27 protein-coding genes are annotated in these 19,579 nt (G+C 61.3%); 17 read left to right on the top strand and 10 right to left on the bottom strand.

Annotated features, from left to right (window positions below; translation table 11 throughout):
* Positions 1-7: 7 nt before the first annotated feature.
* From LV28_RS43880 to LV28_RS43840, 10 genes are all read right to left on the bottom strand, one after another.
* The gene (locus LV28_RS43880; RefSeq protein ID WP_038619904.1) at positions 8-808 is read right to left on the bottom strand and encodes a PRTRC system ThiF family protein; all 801 of its coding nucleotides are present in this window, start codon (positions 806-808) and stop codon (positions 8-10) included.
* A complete protein-coding gene (locus LV28_RS43875) occupies positions 805-1,104 on the bottom strand; it encodes a hypothetical protein (RefSeq protein WP_038619907.1) in 300 nt (99 codons plus the stop codon). Before LV28_RS43875 ends, LV28_RS43880 begins: the two co-directional genes overlap by 4 nt.
* The gene (locus LV28_RS43870) at positions 1,094-1,897 is read right to left on the bottom strand and encodes a PRTRC system protein A (RefSeq protein ID WP_038619910.1); all 804 of its coding nucleotides are present in this window, start codon (positions 1,895-1,897) and stop codon (positions 1,094-1,096) included. The genes LV28_RS43875 and LV28_RS43870 overlap by 11 nt, the downstream gene beginning before the upstream one ends.
* The gene (locus tag LV28_RS43865; protein ID WP_038619913.1) at positions 1,897-2,613 is read right to left on the bottom strand and encodes a PRTRC system protein B; all 717 of its coding nucleotides are present in this window, start codon (positions 2,611-2,613) and stop codon (positions 1,897-1,899) included. The genes LV28_RS43870 and LV28_RS43865 overlap by 1 nt, the downstream gene beginning before the upstream one ends.
* Positions 2,610-3,599, bottom strand: coding sequence for a PRTRC system protein F (locus LV28_RS43860; protein ID WP_038619916.1), 990 nt, complete (start codon positions 3,597-3,599; stop codon positions 2,610-2,612). Before LV28_RS43860 ends, LV28_RS43865 begins: the two co-directional genes overlap by 4 nt.
* A gap of 181 nt (positions 3,600-3,780) precedes the next feature.
* A complete protein-coding gene (locus LV28_RS48535) occupies positions 3,781-4,173 on the bottom strand; it encodes a PRTRC system protein C (protein WP_081326949.1) in 393 nt (130 codons plus the stop codon).
* A 27-nt stretch (positions 4,174-4,200) separates the two neighbouring features.
* Positions 4,201-4,686: a PRTRC system protein E gene (locus LV28_RS43850; RefSeq protein WP_052408626.1), complete on the bottom strand. Its 486-nt coding sequence runs from the start codon at positions 4,684-4,686 to the stop codon at positions 4,201-4,203.
* 541 nt (positions 4,687-5,227) lie between these two features.
* Positions 5,228-5,434 (bottom strand): hypothetical protein, encoded by a 207-nt coding sequence (locus LV28_RS43845; RefSeq protein ID WP_038619919.1) that lies wholly within the window; start codon positions 5,432-5,434, stop codon positions 5,228-5,230.
* Positions 5,435-5,539: 105 nt separating this feature from the next.
* Complete coding sequence (locus LV28_RS48895; protein WP_155765762.1) at positions 5,540-5,683, bottom strand: hypothetical protein; 144 nt, start codon at positions 5,681-5,683, stop codon at positions 5,540-5,542.
* Positions 5,684-6,059: 376 nt separating this feature from the next.
* Entirely contained in the window at positions 6,060-6,746 is a 687-nt protein-coding gene (locus LV28_RS43840; protein WP_058371701.1) for a S24 family peptidase, read from the bottom strand.
* A 487-nt stretch (positions 6,747-7,233) separates the two neighbouring features.
* Here LV28_RS43840 and LV28_RS43830 point away from each other — a divergent pair, with 487 nt between their 5' ends.
* The 17 genes from LV28_RS43830 (at position 7,234) to LV28_RS43755 (ending at position 19,576) form a co-directional block, all read left to right on the top strand.
* A complete protein-coding gene (locus LV28_RS43830; protein ID WP_058371700.1) occupies positions 7,234-7,764 on the top strand; it encodes a phage regulatory CII family protein in 531 nt (176 codons plus the stop codon).
* Positions 7,765-7,793: 29 nt separating this feature from the next.
* Positions 7,794-8,018, top strand: coding sequence for a hypothetical protein (locus LV28_RS43825; RefSeq protein WP_038619929.1), 225 nt, complete (start codon positions 7,794-7,796; stop codon positions 8,016-8,018).
* Positions 8,019-8,044: 26 nt separating this feature from the next.
* Positions 8,045-9,418 (top strand): replicative DNA helicase, encoded by a 1,374-nt coding sequence (dnaB, locus tag LV28_RS43820; protein WP_038619931.1) that lies wholly within the window; start codon positions 8,045-8,047, stop codon positions 9,416-9,418.
* A gap of 11 nt (positions 9,419-9,429) precedes the next feature.
* Positions 9,430-9,948 (top strand): helix-turn-helix domain-containing protein, encoded by a 519-nt coding sequence (locus LV28_RS43815; RefSeq protein ID WP_058371699.1) that lies wholly within the window; start codon positions 9,430-9,432, stop codon positions 9,946-9,948.
* Between the two features lie 74 nt (positions 9,949-10,022).
* Positions 10,023-10,472 (top strand): phage replication protein O, encoded by a 450-nt coding sequence (locus tag LV28_RS43810; protein ID WP_069106845.1) that lies wholly within the window; start codon positions 10,023-10,025, stop codon positions 10,470-10,472.
* Positions 10,469-10,897, top strand: a complete 429-nt coding sequence (locus LV28_RS43805; RefSeq protein WP_147291596.1) for a hypothetical protein — start codon at positions 10,469-10,471, stop codon at positions 10,895-10,897. The genes LV28_RS43810 and LV28_RS43805 overlap by 4 nt, the downstream gene beginning before the upstream one ends.
* A gap of 270 nt (positions 10,898-11,167) precedes the next feature.
* Positions 11,168-11,539, top strand: coding sequence for an HNH endonuclease (locus LV28_RS48530; RefSeq protein ID WP_038619935.1), 372 nt, complete (start codon positions 11,168-11,170; stop codon positions 11,537-11,539).
* A gap of 351 nt (positions 11,540-11,890) precedes the next feature.
* Positions 11,891-12,262 carry a P27 family phage terminase small subunit gene (locus LV28_RS49430; RefSeq protein ID WP_255315204.1) on the top strand — a complete coding sequence of 124 codons (372 nt, stop codon included), beginning with the start codon at positions 11,891-11,893 and terminating at the stop codon, positions 12,260-12,262.
* 44 nt (positions 12,263-12,306) lie between these two features.
* Positions 12,307-13,977 carry a terminase large subunit gene (locus tag LV28_RS43795; RefSeq protein WP_048806834.1) on the top strand — a complete coding sequence of 557 codons (1,671 nt, stop codon included), beginning with the start codon at positions 12,307-12,309 and terminating at the stop codon, positions 13,975-13,977.
* On the top strand, positions 13,974-15,275 hold the full coding sequence (locus LV28_RS43790; protein ID WP_038619941.1) for a phage portal protein: 1,302 nt from the start codon (positions 13,974-13,976) through the stop codon (positions 15,273-15,275). Before LV28_RS43795 ends, LV28_RS43790 begins: the two co-directional genes overlap by 4 nt.
* The gene (locus LV28_RS43785) at positions 15,241-16,035 is read left to right on the top strand and encodes a head maturation protease, ClpP-related (RefSeq protein WP_038619944.1); all 795 of its coding nucleotides are present in this window, start codon (positions 15,241-15,243) and stop codon (positions 16,033-16,035) included. Before LV28_RS43790 ends, LV28_RS43785 begins: the two co-directional genes overlap by 35 nt.
* Positions 16,036-16,104: 69 nt before the next feature.
* Positions 16,105-17,358 (top strand): phage major capsid protein, encoded by a 1,254-nt coding sequence (locus LV28_RS43780; protein ID WP_038619947.1) that lies wholly within the window; start codon positions 16,105-16,107, stop codon positions 17,356-17,358.
* Positions 17,359-17,418: 60 nt separating this feature from the next.
* The gene (locus LV28_RS43775; RefSeq protein ID WP_052408627.1) at positions 17,419-18,003 is read left to right on the top strand and encodes a head-tail connector protein; all 585 of its coding nucleotides are present in this window, start codon (positions 17,419-17,421) and stop codon (positions 18,001-18,003) included.
* Positions 18,000-18,356: a head-tail adaptor protein gene (locus tag LV28_RS43770; RefSeq protein ID WP_038619950.1), complete on the top strand. Its 357-nt coding sequence runs from the start codon at positions 18,000-18,002 to the stop codon at positions 18,354-18,356. Before LV28_RS43775 ends, LV28_RS43770 begins: the two co-directional genes overlap by 4 nt.
* Complete coding sequence (locus LV28_RS43765) at positions 18,346-18,783, top strand: hypothetical protein (RefSeq protein WP_038619953.1); 438 nt, start codon at positions 18,346-18,348, stop codon at positions 18,781-18,783. The genes LV28_RS43770 and LV28_RS43765 overlap by 11 nt, the downstream gene beginning before the upstream one ends.
* 8 nt (positions 18,784-18,791) lie before the next feature.
* Positions 18,792-19,382 (top strand): phage tail terminator protein, encoded by a 591-nt coding sequence (locus tag LV28_RS43760; RefSeq protein ID WP_038619957.1) that lies wholly within the window; start codon positions 18,792-18,794, stop codon positions 19,380-19,382.
* Positions 19,382-19,576: a DUF2635 domain-containing protein gene (locus tag LV28_RS43755; RefSeq protein ID WP_038619960.1), complete on the top strand. Its 195-nt coding sequence runs from the start codon at positions 19,382-19,384 to the stop codon at positions 19,574-19,576. Before LV28_RS43760 ends, LV28_RS43755 begins: the two co-directional genes overlap by 1 nt.
* Positions 19,577-19,579 lie beyond the last annotated feature (3 nt).

The following is a 19,579-nucleotide window of genomic DNA, read 5'->3' as shown; positions in this document are numbered from 1 at the left end:
GCGTCACCTATTCCCCGGCCGGAACAGCGATCGGGCGCATGTTGCCGGTCTTGAGGTTTACGAATGCGCCGCACCACGTGAGCTTCCCGTAGCGGAAAAACTCCCAAAGCAGCGCGAGTGCTGGCGTGGCCACCGCCTGGTTCACGAACAGTTCCTGGCGCTCGAGCGCGGCGGCGAGGCCACAACTCGGCTCGTCGTCGGGCGGAGCGGTGGTGTCGACCAGCTCGGGCAGCACGCGATGAGGCGCCGGCAGTCTCGCTGCAGGCTCAATGCCATCGTCGGCGAGCAGCGGGGGCAAGTCGCCGCTCGCGGAGAGCTGGCCAAGCAGAACCTGTCCGTCACTGGCCCGATTACCGAGGTCGAGGATGTACCCGCGAAAGCTACGGCTCTCCAGAAAGGAGTAAATGCTGGCTCGTGCGGTAGCGCTGTCGACGCATACGATGGCGATGGTGGGCTTCCCATTCAGCGAGTACGTGTTGGCGTCCTGATCGGATGCGAAGCGGTGCGGCTCGGCCCGCCAGTTCAATCCGAAGAACTGATTGACCCGATGAACGAGCACGCTGCTCTTGTGCAGGCCGACGTCGGCAGGGCTGAACATCTGCCTGCCCATGTTCGCCTCGCTCACGGTGTCGTCGTCGTAGGCGGTGACGTCCAGGCCCGGGTGGCCGAGTGCAGTCAGCGCATGATTGAGTCGGCCGAGGCCGGTGAGCATCAGCGAGCCATTCCCGCCGCAGCCGATGAGCAGGACGCTCACAGCGCGACTCAGATACGCTGACGGTGTTGGGTGGATGCGGTCGAGCTTTCTCATTTCCGCTCATCCTTTGCCTGCGAGGCTGCGCTCCGTGCGGCTTCCCATCCCCGCAGCGCCGCGGCGGAAACCGGCGATGTGAGGTCGCCTTTCCAGTCAACCGACATGTCGAGCCCTTCGGACTCGGCCCAGTCGTGAAATGAGCGGTGGCCTGCGCTGAATGCTAGCCCGTTCTCGAAAGCGATGGCGGCCACATGTTCTATGACCCGTTCTGCGGCACCATAAGTGCCACCTGCCATCGTGTACATGCGCTTGGCGTCCTCAAGCTGCTTTTTTGTGAGCGGCTTATGCGACATGGTTGGCCTCCCACGTCTTGAACACGTCTGCCGGCGAGAGCTTGATGGGAATGTTGAGGCCGAGTGCGCAAAGGCGCATCGCGATTGATGGCAGGCTGCCTTCCTCGCCGAGGTTGCCCACAACGCACGCGAATTTCACTTCTCCGCGATCGTCCTGGTCGTCAGTGGCGCTGAAGAACGCCGGCGACGCTCCGTGGCTGTGGATATCGATCACGAGTGACAAGTGAGCCGCGAGCTGCGGCCGTTCATACTTGATATGGCCGGGGGACGCTTCGCTCGGCTTCAGCGCGATGTACTCGAGCAACTGCGACTGATCGTTCCAGACAATCCAGGCGGCATGCTCGTTTGGCAGGCTATCGAGCGCTTCGGCTGCGAAGCCTGCGATAAGCGGCAGCGCAGCGGGGAGTCGACCAAACGTCAATTCGCACGTCTCGGCGATGGTCCCGTAAGGCGGGCGCGGACCTTCGGCCGGGAATTTGCTGACCTGGCGAATCAGGTGCAGCCACGGGCGGCGGATCTCGACAAATAGGCCATCGGCCGATGCGAGGAATCGGTGGCCGATCTCTTGCAGTGCTTCGAACTGCGCGTGCTTAGGTACTGCAAGCGTCGGCGCGCTGTCATACAATGCTACGTCGAGCTGGATCTGGGCGTCGTCTTCCTTTGCTGCGATCGCGCGCGGCCGCGCGGCTTCCAGTTCGTGCTTCACGGCGCCGGAGAATTCGGTCATGGCGTCGGCCAACTGCTTGAGGGCGCCCTTAGAGGCGGCTTCGAATGCTTCGAGGACGTGCTGCATTATTTCTCTCCAGTGGCGATACGGTGGATTGCGTCGGCCAGCGTCTCGCCGGCGGGAATGAGCGCGGCGAGAGGAAACGCCACGCCGTCGAGCAGGTCGAGCCAGAGTTGTGTCGCGCCGCCCTTGCGCTTGATCAGTCTTGGTTGGTTGGGGTGCGTGAATCGGCTTCGGAAGAACGCGTCCTCGAATCCTTTGATCGAGTCGGGCGTGGCTGACTTGGGTGTTTGCGCGTTGCCAGCGCAGATCCTGCCGTCCTGCCAAACGTTGTAATAGGGCGCGTTGAATAGCGCGCTTTCCGGCGTGGGCCGGGTATTCGTGCGGAGGGCGAAGACATGCCAGCCGCGATGCGAGGCGACGAACACGAGCGGCGGATGCTCAGTCGCGCCAGCACGCTGGCCAATCGCGTCCCCCGTGGAGAACCAGACGTGACGCTTTCCCGCCGGGCGCCACCACGCGATCAGGTTGGGCTGCGTGTAGATCAATCGTTCCGGAACGAACCCGGCATAGGCGGCTTGCTTCTGCGCCACCGCGGCGAAGTCTGCGAGATGATCGTGATTCAACGCGGTGCCAGGGCCTAGATGCGGCACATCTCCGATGAAGTGAATCGGGTGGCATGTGGCGAAGGCGTGCGCGCTTCCGTCGTCTCGATACATGACTAGTGCACTACGCGGCACGAGCACGGCGTCGCGGTTCGATTGAATGGTCACGGGGCTCATGTTCGGCGCTCCCCGACGAGATCGAGCAACACCTCAACACGGCGGGCGAGCTCGCCGAGTTGCGGCAAAGCACCGATCCAGTCTGCAATGCCTGTGCCGCGAATGTCGAAACCAACGGCGGCGCAGGCTTCAAGGTGTTCGCCTTGCACAGAAAGGTTCGCGTAGTCGTCCCACAGTCGAAGTACGGCGTCGTCCTCGTGCCACCGAACAAATGCCGATACCCCGATCAGTTCGCAGGGGGCGTCGTGCGCCATGGACGGGAGAGGCCCATCGTGCATTGCGAGATCGCTAATTGCGTCGCATGCCGCGACGACGGAGGCAGCGAACTCGTCGCTCCGGGCAGCTTCCTCGATGTCGCGAACGGTCAGAACGCGTTCGGGTAGCGCGGCCCATTCCGGCAGGCCGCAGAAGAAATCCGCGCGCCGGAAGACGTCGATCGTCGCGCCCTGTGCTTCCTCGGGCGTCATCCATCCGAGCAATTCTTCGATTGCGTAAGCTTCGTCACGCTCGCCGTGCCAATGCACGTACTCGGCGGTCCAAAGAGCTGTGCGCGGCGTAAACACGTTGGGCAGACTGTCGAACGCGTCATACAAAAGCGCGAGAACCGTTTGGCCAAGACCGGGCCTCGTCGACTCAAGCTGCATGATGCGCGGTCCGATTTCGAGCACTGGCCACTGATCATAGGTCTCTGGGCGAAGCACGCAAACGAATGCAAACGATTCGTCGGAGTACACCTCGGTTCCAGGCAGCACATGGAGATGCCAGTTGAATGTGCGCAAGCCAGCCGTGACCTCAGTCCAACGGGCGGCGATCGCGCGGCGGCAGACTTCCGCGAAGGAGCGCGGGCTCGTTCCGCGCACGCATTCGTCTCCGATCAGCCCGGCATCGAGAAGCGTCGTCGCGATCTTGGTGGTGTAATCAGAGTCAGCCGCGAGGTGGTACGAGGGCGCGATGGCGTTCGCGCGCGGAATCGACAAGGTGTTCATGGCAATAGCCCCACGTTTTCCGCGACCGGCGTCGGACGCCGTTGGTCGGCAAGTGCCGATCGACGGATCACCTCCTCGACGCGCCTTGCGAGCGGGGTGTTGACGTGTTCGGCGGGTGCCTGGACTCCAGCGACTGGTGACAGTGATCCGGCACGAATGGCAGCGTGAAGTTGGGCGAGCGTCATGCCTTCTCCCCTGCATGCTCATCGTAAAGGCGGTGGATACGACGCAACTCGCGGTCGGGGATCGCAACAACCTGTCCGCTGTTGAGCGCGCGATTCAGCTTGCCGATGAAAGAATGTTCACGCGCGGGGACGTCTCCCATTTCGGCGAGTGACATCAGGCGAGCAGCCTTGACGCTGATGGGAACGCAGCCCTTGGTACCGACGGCTCGGCGGAACGTGTAGACCTGCTTGCTGCCGGCCATCTCGGGCCCTTCGATATCTGCGTTGACGATCTCCGGATACGTGTTCGCATAAAAGTCGCGGACCTGTTGCACGGTGAAGGCGGGGGCCGGATCGGCGAGTTTGACGCTGTTGTAGCGAAACTCTCGTTGGAGCGCTTCGGTTTTCATGGCGGAAATCTCCTCGGTGAGTGGCTGTTACATCAAGTCGAGCGGCGCGTTACTCGGCAGGTCGTCGTCCGAGTCGTCAGTGACGTTCGGCGTTGCGGCGGAGGGCGATGCGCTCTGGCCAGGTTCTTCGGCAGTCGTGTTGGTCTGTGCGGCGCCTTGCTGGCCGTTGTCCGTGGACGGCGCGTCGTTTGCTGGAGGGCGCTTTTTCGGGCCGCGCGTGCCCTTGGGCTTGTTGGTGGCGGCAGGCGTCTCGGCGTCATTACCCTTCGCATTGACATTCGCGGCGGCGCGAGCCTGGTCGAGCAACGAAAGCGCGCCCGGCTCGTAGATCGCCACGGCTTCCGGGAACTGCTCGTCAAGCTCTTCCGGCGTGCCGATCAACGAAAGCGGGTGCACGGGCGCGCCCTCCTTTTTGGGTGTGGGCTGGATGTGCACACGCAGATGCTCGCCTTCGGCGGTCACTGCGATGGTCAGGCAGGTGCGCTGCGCGAGCGCGTGCAATTCGGTGAACATGAGAGTCTCCGTGGGCGATTACTGCTTGTGAAGGGGAAAGAAGCCGCGAGCGACGCCGCGGTAATAGCAAAAGAAGAACCAGACGCTGACGGCGAACACGCCCCACGTTTCTCCCTTGGCGGTGACGTAGAGCCAGGCTGGTTGTCCGCACAAGCGATGAGCGAGCCCCATCGCGCGTGCGCTGGCTTACTGGTGAGGAAGTACACGGCCGAAATGGACGTGATGAAGATATAGATCTGAAGCAAAAGCGCGCTCATGCGGCACCTCGCGCCGCGCGGGCAGCACCATTCAACACTCGTGGTCGGCGGCGCCCGCGCGGGGCGCTGGCCTTTTCAGCCATGGCGTGGGCGCGGACCGCGCATTCGCGGTCGTAGGCACTTGGTGCGCTGATCGTATCGAGCACGATCACACCGCCGGCGCTGACGATGTAGCGGGAGTATGGGGTGCCGTACATTGGCCGAACCTGCGTTTGGGTTGTCGTTGCGCGATCGCGGGCGCGACCGTCCTTTATGGCGGGCTGCGTAGTCATGTGCTTGATGTGTTATTCGTCGAAATCGCCGGCGGCGCGGCGCTTGAGGTCGACGTGATGGAGGGCGCGCGGGCGTTGCTCGCGCTCAATGCGGATTCGGGTCAGGATCACGAGAGTCGCCAGCAGATGCTGCCCGGCGTGTTCGAGTGGCGTAGTGACTCGATACAGCGCGCACGTGCGCATCAACTCGTCGCGGGAGAATTTCGCGGCCCTGTCCATATCAGACCTCCGCGAGCCAGCGCAAGACGCGACGAAGCACTCCCGCGCGACGTGGGCGGAATGGCCCTGCGATGGCGTTGCTGACGATGAGCGGGTCGCGGCACTTCATTTGACCAGCCCCGCCAGGAACTCGATTGGAGGCGCAGCGTAACCGGCGAGGCCGGGCGCGATGACGGTGAAGAAGACCGCGCCGATCCAGAGTGGGATGTCGGGATGGATGGCCTCAAGACGAGAGAGAATGGCGCGCATCGTCGGTCAGCCTTCGATGCGAGCAATGTCCACAACTGTCGCGGCAGGGTGCCGGGCGCCAACCAACTCTTGCGCATGCAGCGCGTTCGCGGCGTGGACGATCTCTGTGGCCGGTTCAGCCCCAATGTGAGCTGTGCCGGCAGGAATGTATGCAGCAGAGTAAGGGTGCAGTTCCAATTCGATCCTCCAACTCAGGTAGTGGTACGAGTTGGAGGAATATTACTTTGAGGTAATTTTTATAACAATACCAAAAGGTAATGTTCTAGATTGAATTTACCTAATAGTAATTTTTACCATTAGATTTTAGTAATTCTGCGGGGTTGGTGCTCTTGGCAGGGAAAGGCAAGGCTTCGCGGCCCGAGCGGGCCGCGGGAGGTTACATCCTGGTCTTGATCTTGCGGGCGGGGACCGGGTGCGCCGCGTAGTACATCCAGACGACTTCGTCATCGCGGTACGTGAGCGTTTCGGGGCGATTGTAGCTTCCGAAGCGCAAGATTCCATCTCTACGCGATAGCAGTCTCTTTAGCATGGTCTCACCGGACCTGAGCCGAACCAAGACGCAGTCCTCAAGGTCAGGTTCAGTGCCTGGCTCAATCAGAGCGAACTCTCCTGGGTTGTACCGTGGCGCCATCGAGTCTTGCACCACCGGAACCAAGAACGCGTGCGGGTCGGTGCTGGCGAGAATGCCGTATTGATCAGTTACCCCAACTGGATAGTCCCCATCTGTCCAAATGCGGTCAGGGAGCCCCCCTTGCGCCTTGCCAATAACAGGGATCTCGCGGAACTTAGTGAGATCGACGGCGTACGTGAGGGGCACCGGATGGCCCGGGCCGCTTTCGTTTGTTTTCTCGTTCGATGGGGAAGAGTCTAACCATCCGGTCGTGATTCCCGCAAGTGCTTCGATCTTTCGGGCCTTTCGTTCACCGAACGATTTGTCGCGCAACAAAGAGGATAGCTCCCCCTGGTTCATGCCAGTGGCGTCTAAGAACTTTGCCTGAACACCCCCGTATTGCTCGTCGATGAGCTGGCGGAGACGTTGTCTGCGGGTCGCTTGAATGTCCATCGCGCGATTATCGGGGACGATTACCATAAGGTGAATCACTGAATGGTATTGACAGAAAATTACTAAACAGTAATTATTCGGCGCATGGACAAACTGCGCGCTTACCTAAATTCCCTCTCTGCAGCCGAGCAAGCACAGTTTTGCGCGGCCTGCCGCACTTCCGTCGGGTATCTCCGAAAGGCCCTTAGCGCCCGCCAAGCGTTGGGGGCGGCCCTGTGCGTGGCGATAGAGCGAGAGTCATCGCGCGAAGTCACGCGGGTTGACCTTCGTCCGGAGGATTGGTCCGAGCTGTGGCCCGAACTCGCCCACGTGCCGCGCGGCCGCCCGGTCGAGCGCGCGTGAAGCGCTTGATGCGTGCGCGCTCTACCGGAGAGAGGCGTCGCAGATATTTCGGCTTTCGATGCATGTCGGTTCCATTGGTGTTGGCTGAAGCAATGGTATCGGCGCACCCCAAAAGTAAACACGGCAAAAATGAGGAGCGTTAACCGTGACCCGTCGTTACAACGAAATCAATCAGCATGATGCCCTGTACTTGATAGCGCGCGCTTACCCGGGAGGGGTCGAGGCGCTCGCGCAGCGCATGGGGAAGTCGGTCAATGTGCTGCGAAACAAGCTTCGTCCCGATATCGACACGCATCACGTGACTTTCGAGGAGGCGACAGAGATCACTGAGCTTTGCACTGCTGCTCGAGTGCGCGAGGCCACGCTGGCGATCGACGCGGCGGAATGGCGTTTGGGGCGCGTCGCTATCCAGATGCCGGTTATCGAGGAAGCTGGTGATCAAGGGCAACTTGCAACTGCGCTCGGCGATGCAATCGGCCGGATTGGAGCTGTGGCTGAAAAGGTTAGCGAGTCGATTCGCAACGATGGCGTGATCGACTGCAGCGAGCACGGCGAGATCGAGAAGCTGTTTCAAGAGTGCCTCCATGCGGTTTCACTGTGGCGCGCGAATGTGACGGCCCGGCACCAGAGCGATATGACTGCTTCCGGTCGACCGAATTGCTGTTCGGGGGACTGATGCCGAAGCCCACGCTAGGAAAGCGGGCCATGCAGCGCGCGGTGCATGCGATCGAGAACGTCCTCTACCGTGCCCGCGAGCCGTTCGCGGTGTTTGTCGTGAAGGGCGAAGCGGTTGCGCTGCGCACGTCGACGGCACGCTGTGCTTGCGAACTGCGGCGCTCGACGGTGCACGGCCATCTCGTCGGGGTCTACGACGGCCGGGCTGACATCGACGCCGTGATTGCCGACCTTGAACACTTTGCGGCGCGTTGAATCGCGCTTAATCACCGGGGGAATCAATGGGAACGCGCGATCCCGTCGCCGCGAAAAGGCCGATCTTTGCCCAAGAGGCTGAACAATCCGTAATTGGTGCGCTACTGCTCGACAACGAGGCATATGACCGCATCTGCGACACCATCTCAGCAAACGACTTTTACATCTCGGAGCACGCCGCGATTTATCGGGCGATCGAGGCGCTACTTTCCATTGGCAAGCACGCCGACGTGATCACGGTGTTTCAGCGGTTGCAGGACACCGGCGTCAAGATCGAGCGACCGCTTGCTTATCTGAACGAATTAGCATCAAACACGCCTAGCGCAGCCAACATCGTCCGATATGCCGAGATCGTGCGCGATCGGGCGATGCTGCGCGGATTGGCGCGATCGGCCAGCAAGGCCCTGGAGATGGCTTACAAAACAGGCGGGCGCGAGGCCGCCGATGTCATCGACCAGGCGCAGGCCGAGCTACTGTCACTGACCGACGATGCACAGCGCGCGAACGAAGGTTTTCGACCAATCACGCCATACCTGGCCGAGGTAGTGCAGCACGTTGATGACATGTATCACCGGGAAGACAAGTCTGGGATCGTTGGGCTCGCGACGGGCTTCACTGCGTTGGATGAGCTGACGTCCGGATTGATGGACACGGACTTCATTGTGATCGGTGCTCGGCCGGCGATGGGAAAGACGGCGCTTTCGATGAACATCGCGGAATACGTGGCCACCTCCATCGGCCGGGCCGTGGCCGTTGCTTCGATGGAGATGGGTGGCTTCGCGCTGGCGATGCGCTTACTTGCATCGGCGTCGAAGCTCAGTCAAAACCGCCTTCGGGCGGGGCGAATGCGTGACGAGGATTGGCCCCGCCTGACGCATGGCGCAATGCATCTGAATGACATCCCAATCTACGTCAAGCAGGAATCAACTGTTACGCCAACTTCACTGCGCGCCGCTGTGCGGAAGCTGAAGCGGATGGTCGGCGAGAAGCAACTCGGGTTGATCATCGTGGACTACCTGCAGCTGATGGACATCGAGTCGCCGACGGCGAACCGCGCGGCTGACCTTGCGCAGGTTTCTCGGGCATTGAAGAAACTCGCGATGGACGAGCGGGTTCCCGTGATCGCCCTTGCTCAGGTGAATCGCGAAGTTGAAAAGCGCACCAACAAGCGGCCCGTGATGTCCGATATCAAAGACTGCGGCGCCATCGAGCAGGATGCAGACCAGATCTGGTTTTTGTATCGCGATGAGGTCTATAACCCCGATTCGATGGACAAGGGGAGCGCAGAACTGATCGTTGAGAAGCAGCGCAATGGCGCGCGCGCCACGATCCGTTTGGCTTGGCGCGGTGACGTAACGAGATTCGAGGATTTCTCGAGTGGGCCGCAAGGCTCAACGTAACGAGGTTATCTATGACGGCTTTGCCGAACTTCTTTAACTGGCGCAAGGCGATGATGAAAAGCGACTTGCACCCGCACTCGCGCCTGATTCTGCATACGATCGGCTGCTACATGAACGTCGCCGACGAGATTGCGTGGCCGTCGATCGAGCGTCTGGTCGAGGAAACCGGATTGTCGCGCAGCTCAGTGTGCAAGTACCTCGATGCCGCCGTCAAAGCGGGCTGGCTAGAGAAGTGGCGACGAAGGCAGCCCGGTGAGCAGTGGGCGCAGAATCACTACCGTTTGGCTGTACCCGATGGAGTGGTACGCGTGCATATCTCCGAGGTGGCTGGCTTGTTACAACGTCCGCCGCACGGACGTGGCTCTTCGCAAGCAATTGATTCTAAAGGCCGCTCGAACGGGGTAGGTCCGTGCCACGGACATGATTCGGAGCAAGGTCCGTCTGACGGACTTGACGATTTGAGCGCCGGCGTGCCTGGGGGGGATTTCGGGGGGATCAGGTCCGTGGCACGGACACTAATACTCCACTAACAGAGATTAGTAATAAAACCTCTCTTGTCCCATCTTGCGATGGGACGAGAAATGACCTTTCGTTTGGTGGGGGAATGGTCGTTGACGACGCGGCGGAGGATCTGCGGCTGGCGGAGTGGATCTTCGCGCGCATTCTCGGCATGCATCCGACGCACCGCCAGCCCGATATGCACTCGTGGTCGCGAGACGTGCGCCTGATGCGCGAGCGAGACCGGCGCTCAAGGCGGGAAATCGCTGCGCTCTTCGATTGGGCGAACCGCGATGCCTTTTGGCGGAACAACATTCTTTCGCCTGCGAAGCTCCGCGCTCAGTGGGACCAACTGGTGATTCGCCGTGAGGCGTCAGCAGTAGTGGCGCCGGGGAAGGTGGCGGCGCCGCCTTCAACTGGCCATGCCGACGGAGGGTGTTGCCACGTTGGCGCGGCAGGTGAGCGGTGCGCCCGGCGTGGCGCGATGAAGCACGGCGGGCATTGGTGGTGTCTGGATCATTACCGGGAAGCGGTCGATAACGAGGAGGGAGCATGAGTAGATTGGCATTGCCGCGTGAGCGCGGTGGGCGGCGAGATCCACACGAGCGTGTGCGGGAACGTCTCATTTCGTGGGGCAGGTGGGTCGAGATGCAGGGGCGCATGGGATATGGCAGCAGCAGCCTGACGATCGACCCCAGCGATCGGGCCATGCCGCCGGTCTATGTCCCTGTGCAAGAGCTTGAGTGCTCACAGACCGACGATGCCGTGCGCAAGCAATCGCGCCAGTTGCAGGATATCGCGCTGCTTGAGTACGTATGGGCATTGACGATGTCGGACGCCGCAAAGCGAGCCCGGGTCAGCGAGGGCCATTACCGAAAGCTGCGGCAGATGTTGCATAACGGCGTTCAGTACTGCATCGAGAACCCAAGAGCGGCTGTGCCAACGCATGCCGCTGTACTTAAACCCATGGCTCGCGCTTAGAAATCGCCAAAAACTGCGCGCGAATTGACGTCGATTTCCTTTTTCAAATCATGAGCTTCCAGAACAGCTACCCCTCGGACCCTTGAAAACAGGCGCGGATACTCGTACATTTCAGCTACGCTTTGCGAAGCCTGCGTCTCCAGAATGAATGAGTCGAAGCTGTCGCAGTCATCGCCCGCTAGGTTCGCGCCTCGCGGGCTTTTTGTTTTCCGCCGAGGGTTCCCGCGATTCGCTTCCGCGTGGTAGGGCGTTCGTCCGAGGGTGATTGTTATGCCCCGTCAAGCTCCGTCGAAGTGCCGGCACGTTGGCTGCCGTTGTCTGGTTCCAGTGCCTGGCTACTGCGCGCAGCACGCCAAAGAGGCGTCGGGGTGGCAGCGAGATCCGAACCGCGGCTCGCGTCATGCCCGAGGTTATGGCGCCAAGTGGGTAAGGCTGCGTGCTCGAATTCTCGAACGCGACAACGGCCTGTGCCAGCCGTGTCGAAAGGTCGGTCGCGTCACCGCTGCACGGCACGTCGATCATATTGTTGCGAAAGCGGAAGGCGGCACGGATGACGAGTCGAACTTGCAGTCGATCTGCCCGACGTGTCACGCGGCGAAAACTGCCGACGAAAGTGCACGAGCGCGGCAGATTCGGCGATGAGATCGCGGGTGCGCTTAGATGCTGAATTTTTGAGCAGCGATGGCCGCGCGGGCAGGGGGGGTACATTTTTCCGAGGGCGAACGCCGCCGGGACCGTACGCCCAGCTCGATTTTTTCTCGACGCATTTTTCAGAGAGGGGGGGTTAAACACGCCGCCCGATAGAGCCGATCAGATGAAGCGAGATGAAGTTTTTGTCGGCTCGTGAACAGAGGACGCTCTATGGCTCCGAATGAACCGAATACGCCGGTGTCTCCGGGCGCACCTGTCCAGCAGGGCCCGGTCCCGGTTGGGAAGCAAATCGTGTCGCCGCCGCCGCCGCCGGGGGTGCATTTCGAGTCCGCTCACCGGAAGGTGTGGGATTACCTGTGCGTCGCACTCAGAGAGGAGGGCGTGCCACATCGAACCGCCGGCATCGTGTTGGCGATCGTATGTGTCGACTTCGTCAGGTGGGTGAAGGCTGAACTTCAATTGCGCGACTTCGAAAAGATCAATCACGGATCGTTCATGGTCGTAACGCCGAACGGTCATACGCAGCCGCACCAGCTGTACTACGCGGCGAAAAGCCTCAAGGAAGGATTGCTCAAATGTTTGCCGGAAGCTTGTCTGACACTGCCGTCGATGTTGGTGGCGCAGACGAAGATGGGCGATCCGAATCCGCAGGACGATTTGTTCGATCAGCTGGTGGAGCATGCTCGCTCGCACCCGAGCGCCTTGCCCGCTTGACGCCCGCACGTCTCGAAGACTGGGATCTGCTGTACGGCCTGCCGGTGCTTCGGGGCGAGGTGCTCGAATGCGAGTTTGTATTTCTTGCGGTGCTCCGACACTACGAAGATCTGGCCTATGGCCCGTCGCGGGGTTTGGTGTTCAGCTCGCCGCACGCGCGCCATTGCATCGACTGGATCGAGACGCAGTTTCACCATATCAAAGGTGCGAAGGCCGGCACGCCGTTGGTGCTTGATCCGTGGCAGCGCTTTTGGACGGCGGTGTTGTTCGGCTGGCGCCGCGCGGCAACGATGTTTCGGCGGTTTCGAACGGGCTATGAGGAGGTCGCGCGCAAGAACGGTAAGTCGACATGGAAGGCGGCGATCGCCGATTACCTTTTCCTGATGGACGGCGAAATCGGGCCCGAGGTGTACACGATCGCCACCACTCGCGAGCAGGCCATGAGCGTGTTCAAGCCGGCGCTCGACAATTACAAGCGCCGACTGCGCCGCTCAAAGCGACTTGCCAAATCGGTCAAGCTGTACGACGGCGCCAACCAGGAGCGAATCCTGCTCGGCAGTGGAGTGTTCAAGCCGTTGCCGGCGAACGCCGAGTCGCTTGATGGTCTGAATCCGTACGCCTGTATCGTCGATGAGCTGCATGCGCACCCTACGCGCGAAGTCTGGGATGTGATGGAGTCGGCGCTTGGTGCTCGACGGCAACCGCTCATCTCGGCAATCACGACGGCGGGGTACATCCTCGACGGGATCTGCACGGAGATTCGCGGCTACCTGGCGCTGATCCTGACTGGCAAAAAGCAGGACGACAGCTTCTTCGGTTACATCTACACCCTCGACCCCCAGGACGATCCGTTCGATCCTGCGGTTTGGCCGAAGGCAAATCCGAGTTTGGGCAGTGCGAAAACGCGAGAGTACATGGTCTCGCAAGCAGCGAAGGCCGCCGAGTTGCCGAGCGCAAAGGCGAATTTCCTGACGAAAGACCTGAACGTGTGGGTGAACTCGGCGCTGAGCTGGTTCGATATCTCGGTGTGGGATCGAGGGGCAACGGCATTCGATGCGCGTCAACTGGCGGGCCGGCGGTGCTTCGGCGGTTTGGACCTGGCCAGCACTCAAGATTTGTGTGCGTTCGTGCTGGTGTTTCCGCCAGAGGGATTTCGCGGCGAGCTGGCCGACGATCCGGATGCGGAGGGAGATTGGTACGTGGTGGCACGAATTTTCGCGCCACAGCGCAAGGTCGACGAGCAGTCCGCGAGCGACGCGGCGCCGTACGCGAAATGGGCCGAGGCCGGTTGGCTGACCGTGACCGAGGGTTCAGTTGCCGATTACGGCTCGGTTCGTGATGCGGTGATTGCCGCATGCGACCTGTACGACGTGCAGGACATTGCCTTCGACCCCTGGAATGCAACTCACATCGTTAATGAGTTGCTGGAGAAAGACGTGCCGATGGTGCAACTGGCCCAGAACATGGGCGGTCTGTCTCCGGGCTCGAAGTTGCTCGAGCGGCTCGTGTATGGCGCGCGGCTCCAGCACGGTGGAAATCCAGTCTTGCGCTGGTGTGCCAGCAACGTGACGTTGCTTATCGACACCAACGAGAACATCCGACCGAACAAGAAAACGTCGGGTGGCCGCATTGATCCGATCGTGGCGACATGCATGGCAATGTCGCGTGCGCTAATGCATGAGCCCGATCCCGAACCGAAGATTTACATCCTATGACGCAACGTCTGAACAATCAGGGTGACGCTGATCGCACCGGATCGACGATCCTGCGCAACTGGAATGCTCAGCGTCAGGCGCAGCGCGCCCAAGCGCAGGGGCAGTCGCAGCCGGTGCCGGTGAGTGAGATCACGTCCGGCACGGAGGCATACGGCTGGTTGACCGGTGGCGTCGGTCGGGGCCGTGCGGTGACTGAGCGCACGGCCATGAGTGCGGCCACCGTATATGCGTGCGTTTCGCTTATCGGCGGTGCGATCGCGGCGACCAAGATCGAGGAATTCGAGTCGAATGGTCTTGATCTGCTTCCGGTCAAGTCGGAATTTTGGTACCTGCTGAACGAGGAAATGCACACCCGCTGGGCGGCTGGCGTCGGATGGGAGTTCGGCATGCAATCGCTGCTGCTGCACGGCGACATGTTTCTGCGCATTCGCCGGGCTTCGCGTATGTCATCGCGAATCGCTGCGTTCGAGCCGTATCACCCGCTGGCGGTATTTCCGGACATAGTCGGCGATCGCCTGACGTACACGCTGTGGAATCAGGCGACGGGGACGGTAGAAGTCATTGACCAGGACGACATGCTCCACGTGCCCGGCCCTGGCTTCGACGGCCGGCGTGGGATGTCGCAAATCCGCTACGCGCTGCGAAATCCTGTTGCGCTGGCTGACGCGACTGGGGAGCTCTTCGATGCATTGACTACTGACGGGCTCCGTCCCGATCTGGTGCTCAAGACGGACCAGAAGGTCGACGAGCAAACCGTCCTCATGCTCCGTAAGCAGTGGATTGAGCGCTACTCGGGCCTCAGCAATAGCACGGCTCCGATCATTCTCGGCGGAGGGATGGAGGTCAAGGAAATCAGCATGACCGTGGCGGACGCGAAGCTGCTCGAGGCTCGCCAGCAAACCGACTACGACATCTGCGGCATCTTCGGCGTCATGCCTTATCTGATCGGCCGGCCTGAGAAGACCACGACGCTGGGATCGAGCGTCGAGCAGTTCGGGATCAATTTCGTCAAGTACACGCTGCAGCGCCACATGGTGAAGATTGCCCAGGAGCTGAACCGCAAAGTGGTGCGCAATGCGACGCGTACTGTGCAGCATGACGTAACGTCGCTCGAGCGCGGCGACCTGAAGTCGCTCTATGACTCGTTGCGCGTCGCCATCGGCCGGCCAGGCGAACCGGGGTTCATGACGGTGAACGAGGCGCGTCGCAAGGTCAATCTGCCGGTCCACCAAGACGGCGACACACTTTTCAAGGGAACCAACGATGGCGCAAAACCGAATCCTGCAACTGCTGAATGACAACCGCGGGCGGCGGGAGGGGCTTCGCGTGCAAGCTCAGGCCGGAGCGAGTGAGGTCACTGTCTATCTGTATGACGCCATCGTGACTGACGATTGGTGGGGCGGTATCTCAGCGCAGTCCTTTGTGCGTGCCTTGGCCGAGATTACCGCCGACGTGATCCATCTGCGTATCAATTGTCCTGGCGGCGACGTGTTTGCGGCACGGGCGATGGAAACCGCAATCCGCGGCCACTCGGCCAAAGTGATCGCGCACATCGATGGAGTTGCCGCGAGCGCGGCGAGCTTCGTGATGTTGGCCGCCGACGAAGTCGAGATCAGCGAGGGCGCATTCGTGATGATCCACAAGGGGTGGGCGCTTGCGATGGGTAACGCCGATGAATTGAAGGAAATGGCGGGCTTGCTCGACGCGGTGGACGCGACGCTGGTCCGAACCTACGCAAAGGAGACCGGGCAAGATGAATCCGACGTCCTGGCATGGATGGCCGCGGAAACGTGGTTTTCCGCCGATGAGGCTGTGGAAAAGGGCTTTGCCGATCGTATCGCGGGTGATGCGCCGGCTGCGAACGCGGCGGCGTGGAACCTCGCGGCGTACAGCAACGCCCCGCCGGCCTCTCCGCAGCGCGAAGCGCAGAGCGACCGCGCGCCGACACCGACTCCATCGCCCGAAGCCCGGCGCGTGGATCAGCCTCGCGACGTCGTCAAGCCGGTCCCGGATCTCGCAGCGATGCGCCGTCGGCTCGATCTTGCGCAGCGAACTTGACGCCTTCCCGCGTCGTGTCTTGAAGCCGCTCTTCGGAGCGGCTTTTTTATTTCCTACATTGGAGAACCTATGAAAAGCATTCAGGCACTGCGGGAGCGTCGCGACGCGCTCGCCAAGAACTTGAACAACCTGCTCGAGAATCACCCGGGCGAGAAGTGGACCGACGTCCAGCAGACGGCCTACGACGACGGTATGCGCGAGATCGACACGATCTCGGCGGAGATTCAGCGTCACGAAGGTCTGATGGCGCGCTTGGCTGCGGACGCTCTGAATGGAGACACCGATGGCCTGCGCAATGCCGTAACGCGCACGCCGGGCGCGCACAGCGAGAGCACGGCAGGTGTGCGTGCGTACCTGATGGGCGGTCTGAATGCCTTGAGTCAGGAGGATCTGGCGTCGCTTCGTGAGCGTCAGACCCCGGATATCCGCGCGGCGATGTCGACGACGACTGGCAGCGAGGGGGGCTACACGGTGGCGACTGAGTACTACCGCCAACTGACCGAGGCGATGAAGCTGTACGGCGGCATCCGTCAGGTCGCTCGCACGATTCGCACGGGGACCGGCGCCGCGATGAACTTTCCGGCAGCCGATGCCACGGCGGAAGAGGGCGAGATCGTCGGTCAGAACGGACCCGTGAACAAGGCGGACACGTCCTTCGAGAACCTGTCGCTCGAGGTGTACAAGTACTCGTCGAAGTCGATCGCGATTCCGTTCGAGTTGATCCAGGACGGCATGTTCGACATCGATGCGTACATTCAGGCGCTGCTGGCAATGCGCATTGGCCGTATCACGTCGCGACACTTCATGGTTGGCTCTGGCAACAAGCAACCGATGGGACTGATCACAGCGGCCCAGGTCGGTGAGACGCTCGTCGCCGGCGCGAGCATCGACTATGACGCGCTGATCGACCTCGAGCACAGTGTCGATCCCGTGTACCGGGCCCGTCCCAATGTGGGCTGGATGTTGAACGACAAGACGCTGCGCGACGTACGGAAGATCAAAGACGAGAACAAGCGTCCCATCTTCGTGCCGGGCTATGAGCAAGGTAACCCGGGTGGTGCACCGGATCGGCTGCTCAACCGACCGATTCACATCGTGCAGGAAATGCCGGACGTTGCGCCTGATGCACTGCCGATCGCGTTCGGCGATTTTGGCAGTTACTTCATTCGCGAGGTGATGGACCTGACGATTTTCCGCATGACCGACTCGGCGTTCACGCTGAACGGGCAGGTGGGTTTCGTTGCGTTCAACCGCCAGGGCGGGAATCTGATCGACGTCGGCGGCGCCGTCAAGACGCTGAAGATGGGGCCGGTTGCCGGCTAAATCCGCTGAAACGACAGGGCGCTCCAGTTGTGATGCGCCCCGTTCACCATCGAGGCCGAGATGCCGAACAAGATTTTTTTCCCTTCGACGGTTGGCGTGGGGCGGCCGGTCACCATCGAGCGACCGGCGGCTGAGCCGCTCAATCTGGTTGAAGCGAAGGCGCATCTGCGAGTCGATGACGATGACGAGGACGAGCTGATCGAGGGGGCCATCGTCGCTGCACGCGAGTTGCTCGAGCATGAGCTCAATCGTCCGTTGCTTGCTCAGACGTGCCGTGTCGCGATTGACGAGTTTCCCTCCGGGCGCATCTTGCTATGGAACGACGTGACGGCATTGGTCGAAGTGGGCTATGTCGATGCGGATGGCCAGCAGCAGGCGCTTGACCTGTCGAGCGTTCGGCTGCTGCAGCGATCTTACGTCGTGCCGCGCACGTCATGGCCGCGGGGCGAGCAGGTAACGATCAAATTCAAGTGCGGCGCTTTTGACGAGGTGGCCGGTGTTCCCGACTCGTGCAAAGCATGGATGAAGCTGGTACTCGGCACGCTCTATGAACAGCGTGAGATTGCCACCGCAGACCAGACGTTTGCACTTCCCGGCCGATTCGCGGCTGGATTGATCGACCGATACAGGGCGGTGACCTTATGAGCGCAAAGCCGGGACGGATGAACGCTCGCATCGCGCTGAGGGTGCGGACGGACTCGCCGGCGCTGGATGCTGGCCTAACTGCGGGCTATTCCGATGAGGTGAAGCGCTGGGCCGAGGTGCGGCCGGTCGGCGCTGTTGCGTATGCCGCGTCCGTCCAGTCGGATGAACGCGTTACGCACCGCATGCGAATGCGACTCTTCTCGAGGATTACGACGAAGTACGAGGTCGTTTGGAACGGCTGGGTGTACAGAGTTCGACGAGCAAAGCACGAGCATGACAAGCGCGAAACGCTGCTCGAAGTCGAGGAGCAGCGGCGAGTTGACGATGAGAGCGAGGTGAGCAATGGCGAATGACACCGCTTTCTATCTGCATATCGACGGATATGAGGGGTTCGATAGGCGGCTCGACTTTGACAAGAAGGAAGTGCGTAAGGCGATGCGAATTATTGGTCGCCTCGTTCAGCGTCGAGCAAAGGCGAATTTGTCTGCGGGCGGTGCGGCGGCGCGTTACCCGGTTGTTCGTACGGGTGCGTTGCGAGACAGCATTGGGACCAAGGTTAGCCGCTCGGGCTTCCTTGTCCGCGTCCGGCCAGAGAAGACCGCCGCGATCGGGCGGTGGTACTACCCGGTATATCTGCACTATGGAGTGAAGCGGCGCGATGGCGATGGCATGCGTGTCGAGCCGCGGGGCAACTACATGGTCGACGCGCTTCAGGCCGAAGCCGCGAATGTAGAGGCAATTCTGCGCACCGCGCTCGCGTCGGCGCTTCAGATCAAATAGGGAATCCGATGAAGGTCACACCTATCGTGCTCCACCTGCGGGAGCATTGCCCCACATTTGCCGGCCGGGTAGCAGCCGCAATCGAGTTCGAAGCAGCGAGGGACGCGGCACTGATGAGCATGCCTGCGGCGTATGTGGTGCCAACGCACGACGATGCGGGCGAGAACCAGACGCAGAACACCGTGCGGCAGCTGATCACGGAGAAGTTCGACGTGGTGGTGGTGATTGCCACGCAGGACGCGCGCGGGCAATCGCGTATCGACGAACTGCATTCAATTCGCGCCGAGCTGTGGCGCGCCCTGGTGGGGTTGGTTCCCTATAGCCAGTGGGGCCCTGTCACCTACCAGGGCGGCAGTCTGCTGATGCTCAACCGCGAGCGAATTCTGTATCGGTTCGGCTTCGGCATGGAGTTCAACCTGGGCGGGGCAGACCCGGACGGCAATCCGGAAACCTGGCACGACTGGTTCCTCGCCGGCCTTCCGCCGTTGGAAGGCATCACGGTCAACGTCGATGCCATTGATCCGGCGGCCGACAAGAACCTGAAGTATCCCGGCCCGGATGGGCGTATCGAAGTCATCCTGAAAGAGGAGTTCAACTGATGAACCAACGCACCGTTTTCGTCGTGCCGGTGGAAGGGCGTATCGTGCCCGACCCGGAGCGCGGCGACGACATTCCGGCCGGTGGCCGGGCAGTCCCGCGCACGACGTACTGGCTGCGGGCCATTAACGCGGGCGATCTGGAGGCGCGCGAGCAGCCGAAGGTCGCAGGCAAGCAAAAGGGTGAAGCGCAATGACCA

Source organism: Pandoraea pnomenusa (assembly GCF_000767615.3).
Lineage (GTDB): Bacteria > Pseudomonadota > Gammaproteobacteria > Burkholderiales > Burkholderiaceae > Pandoraea > Pandoraea pnomenusa.
The sequence above is the reverse complement of the archived record's forward strand: the minus strand, read 5'-3'. Positions and strand labels throughout refer to the sequence as shown.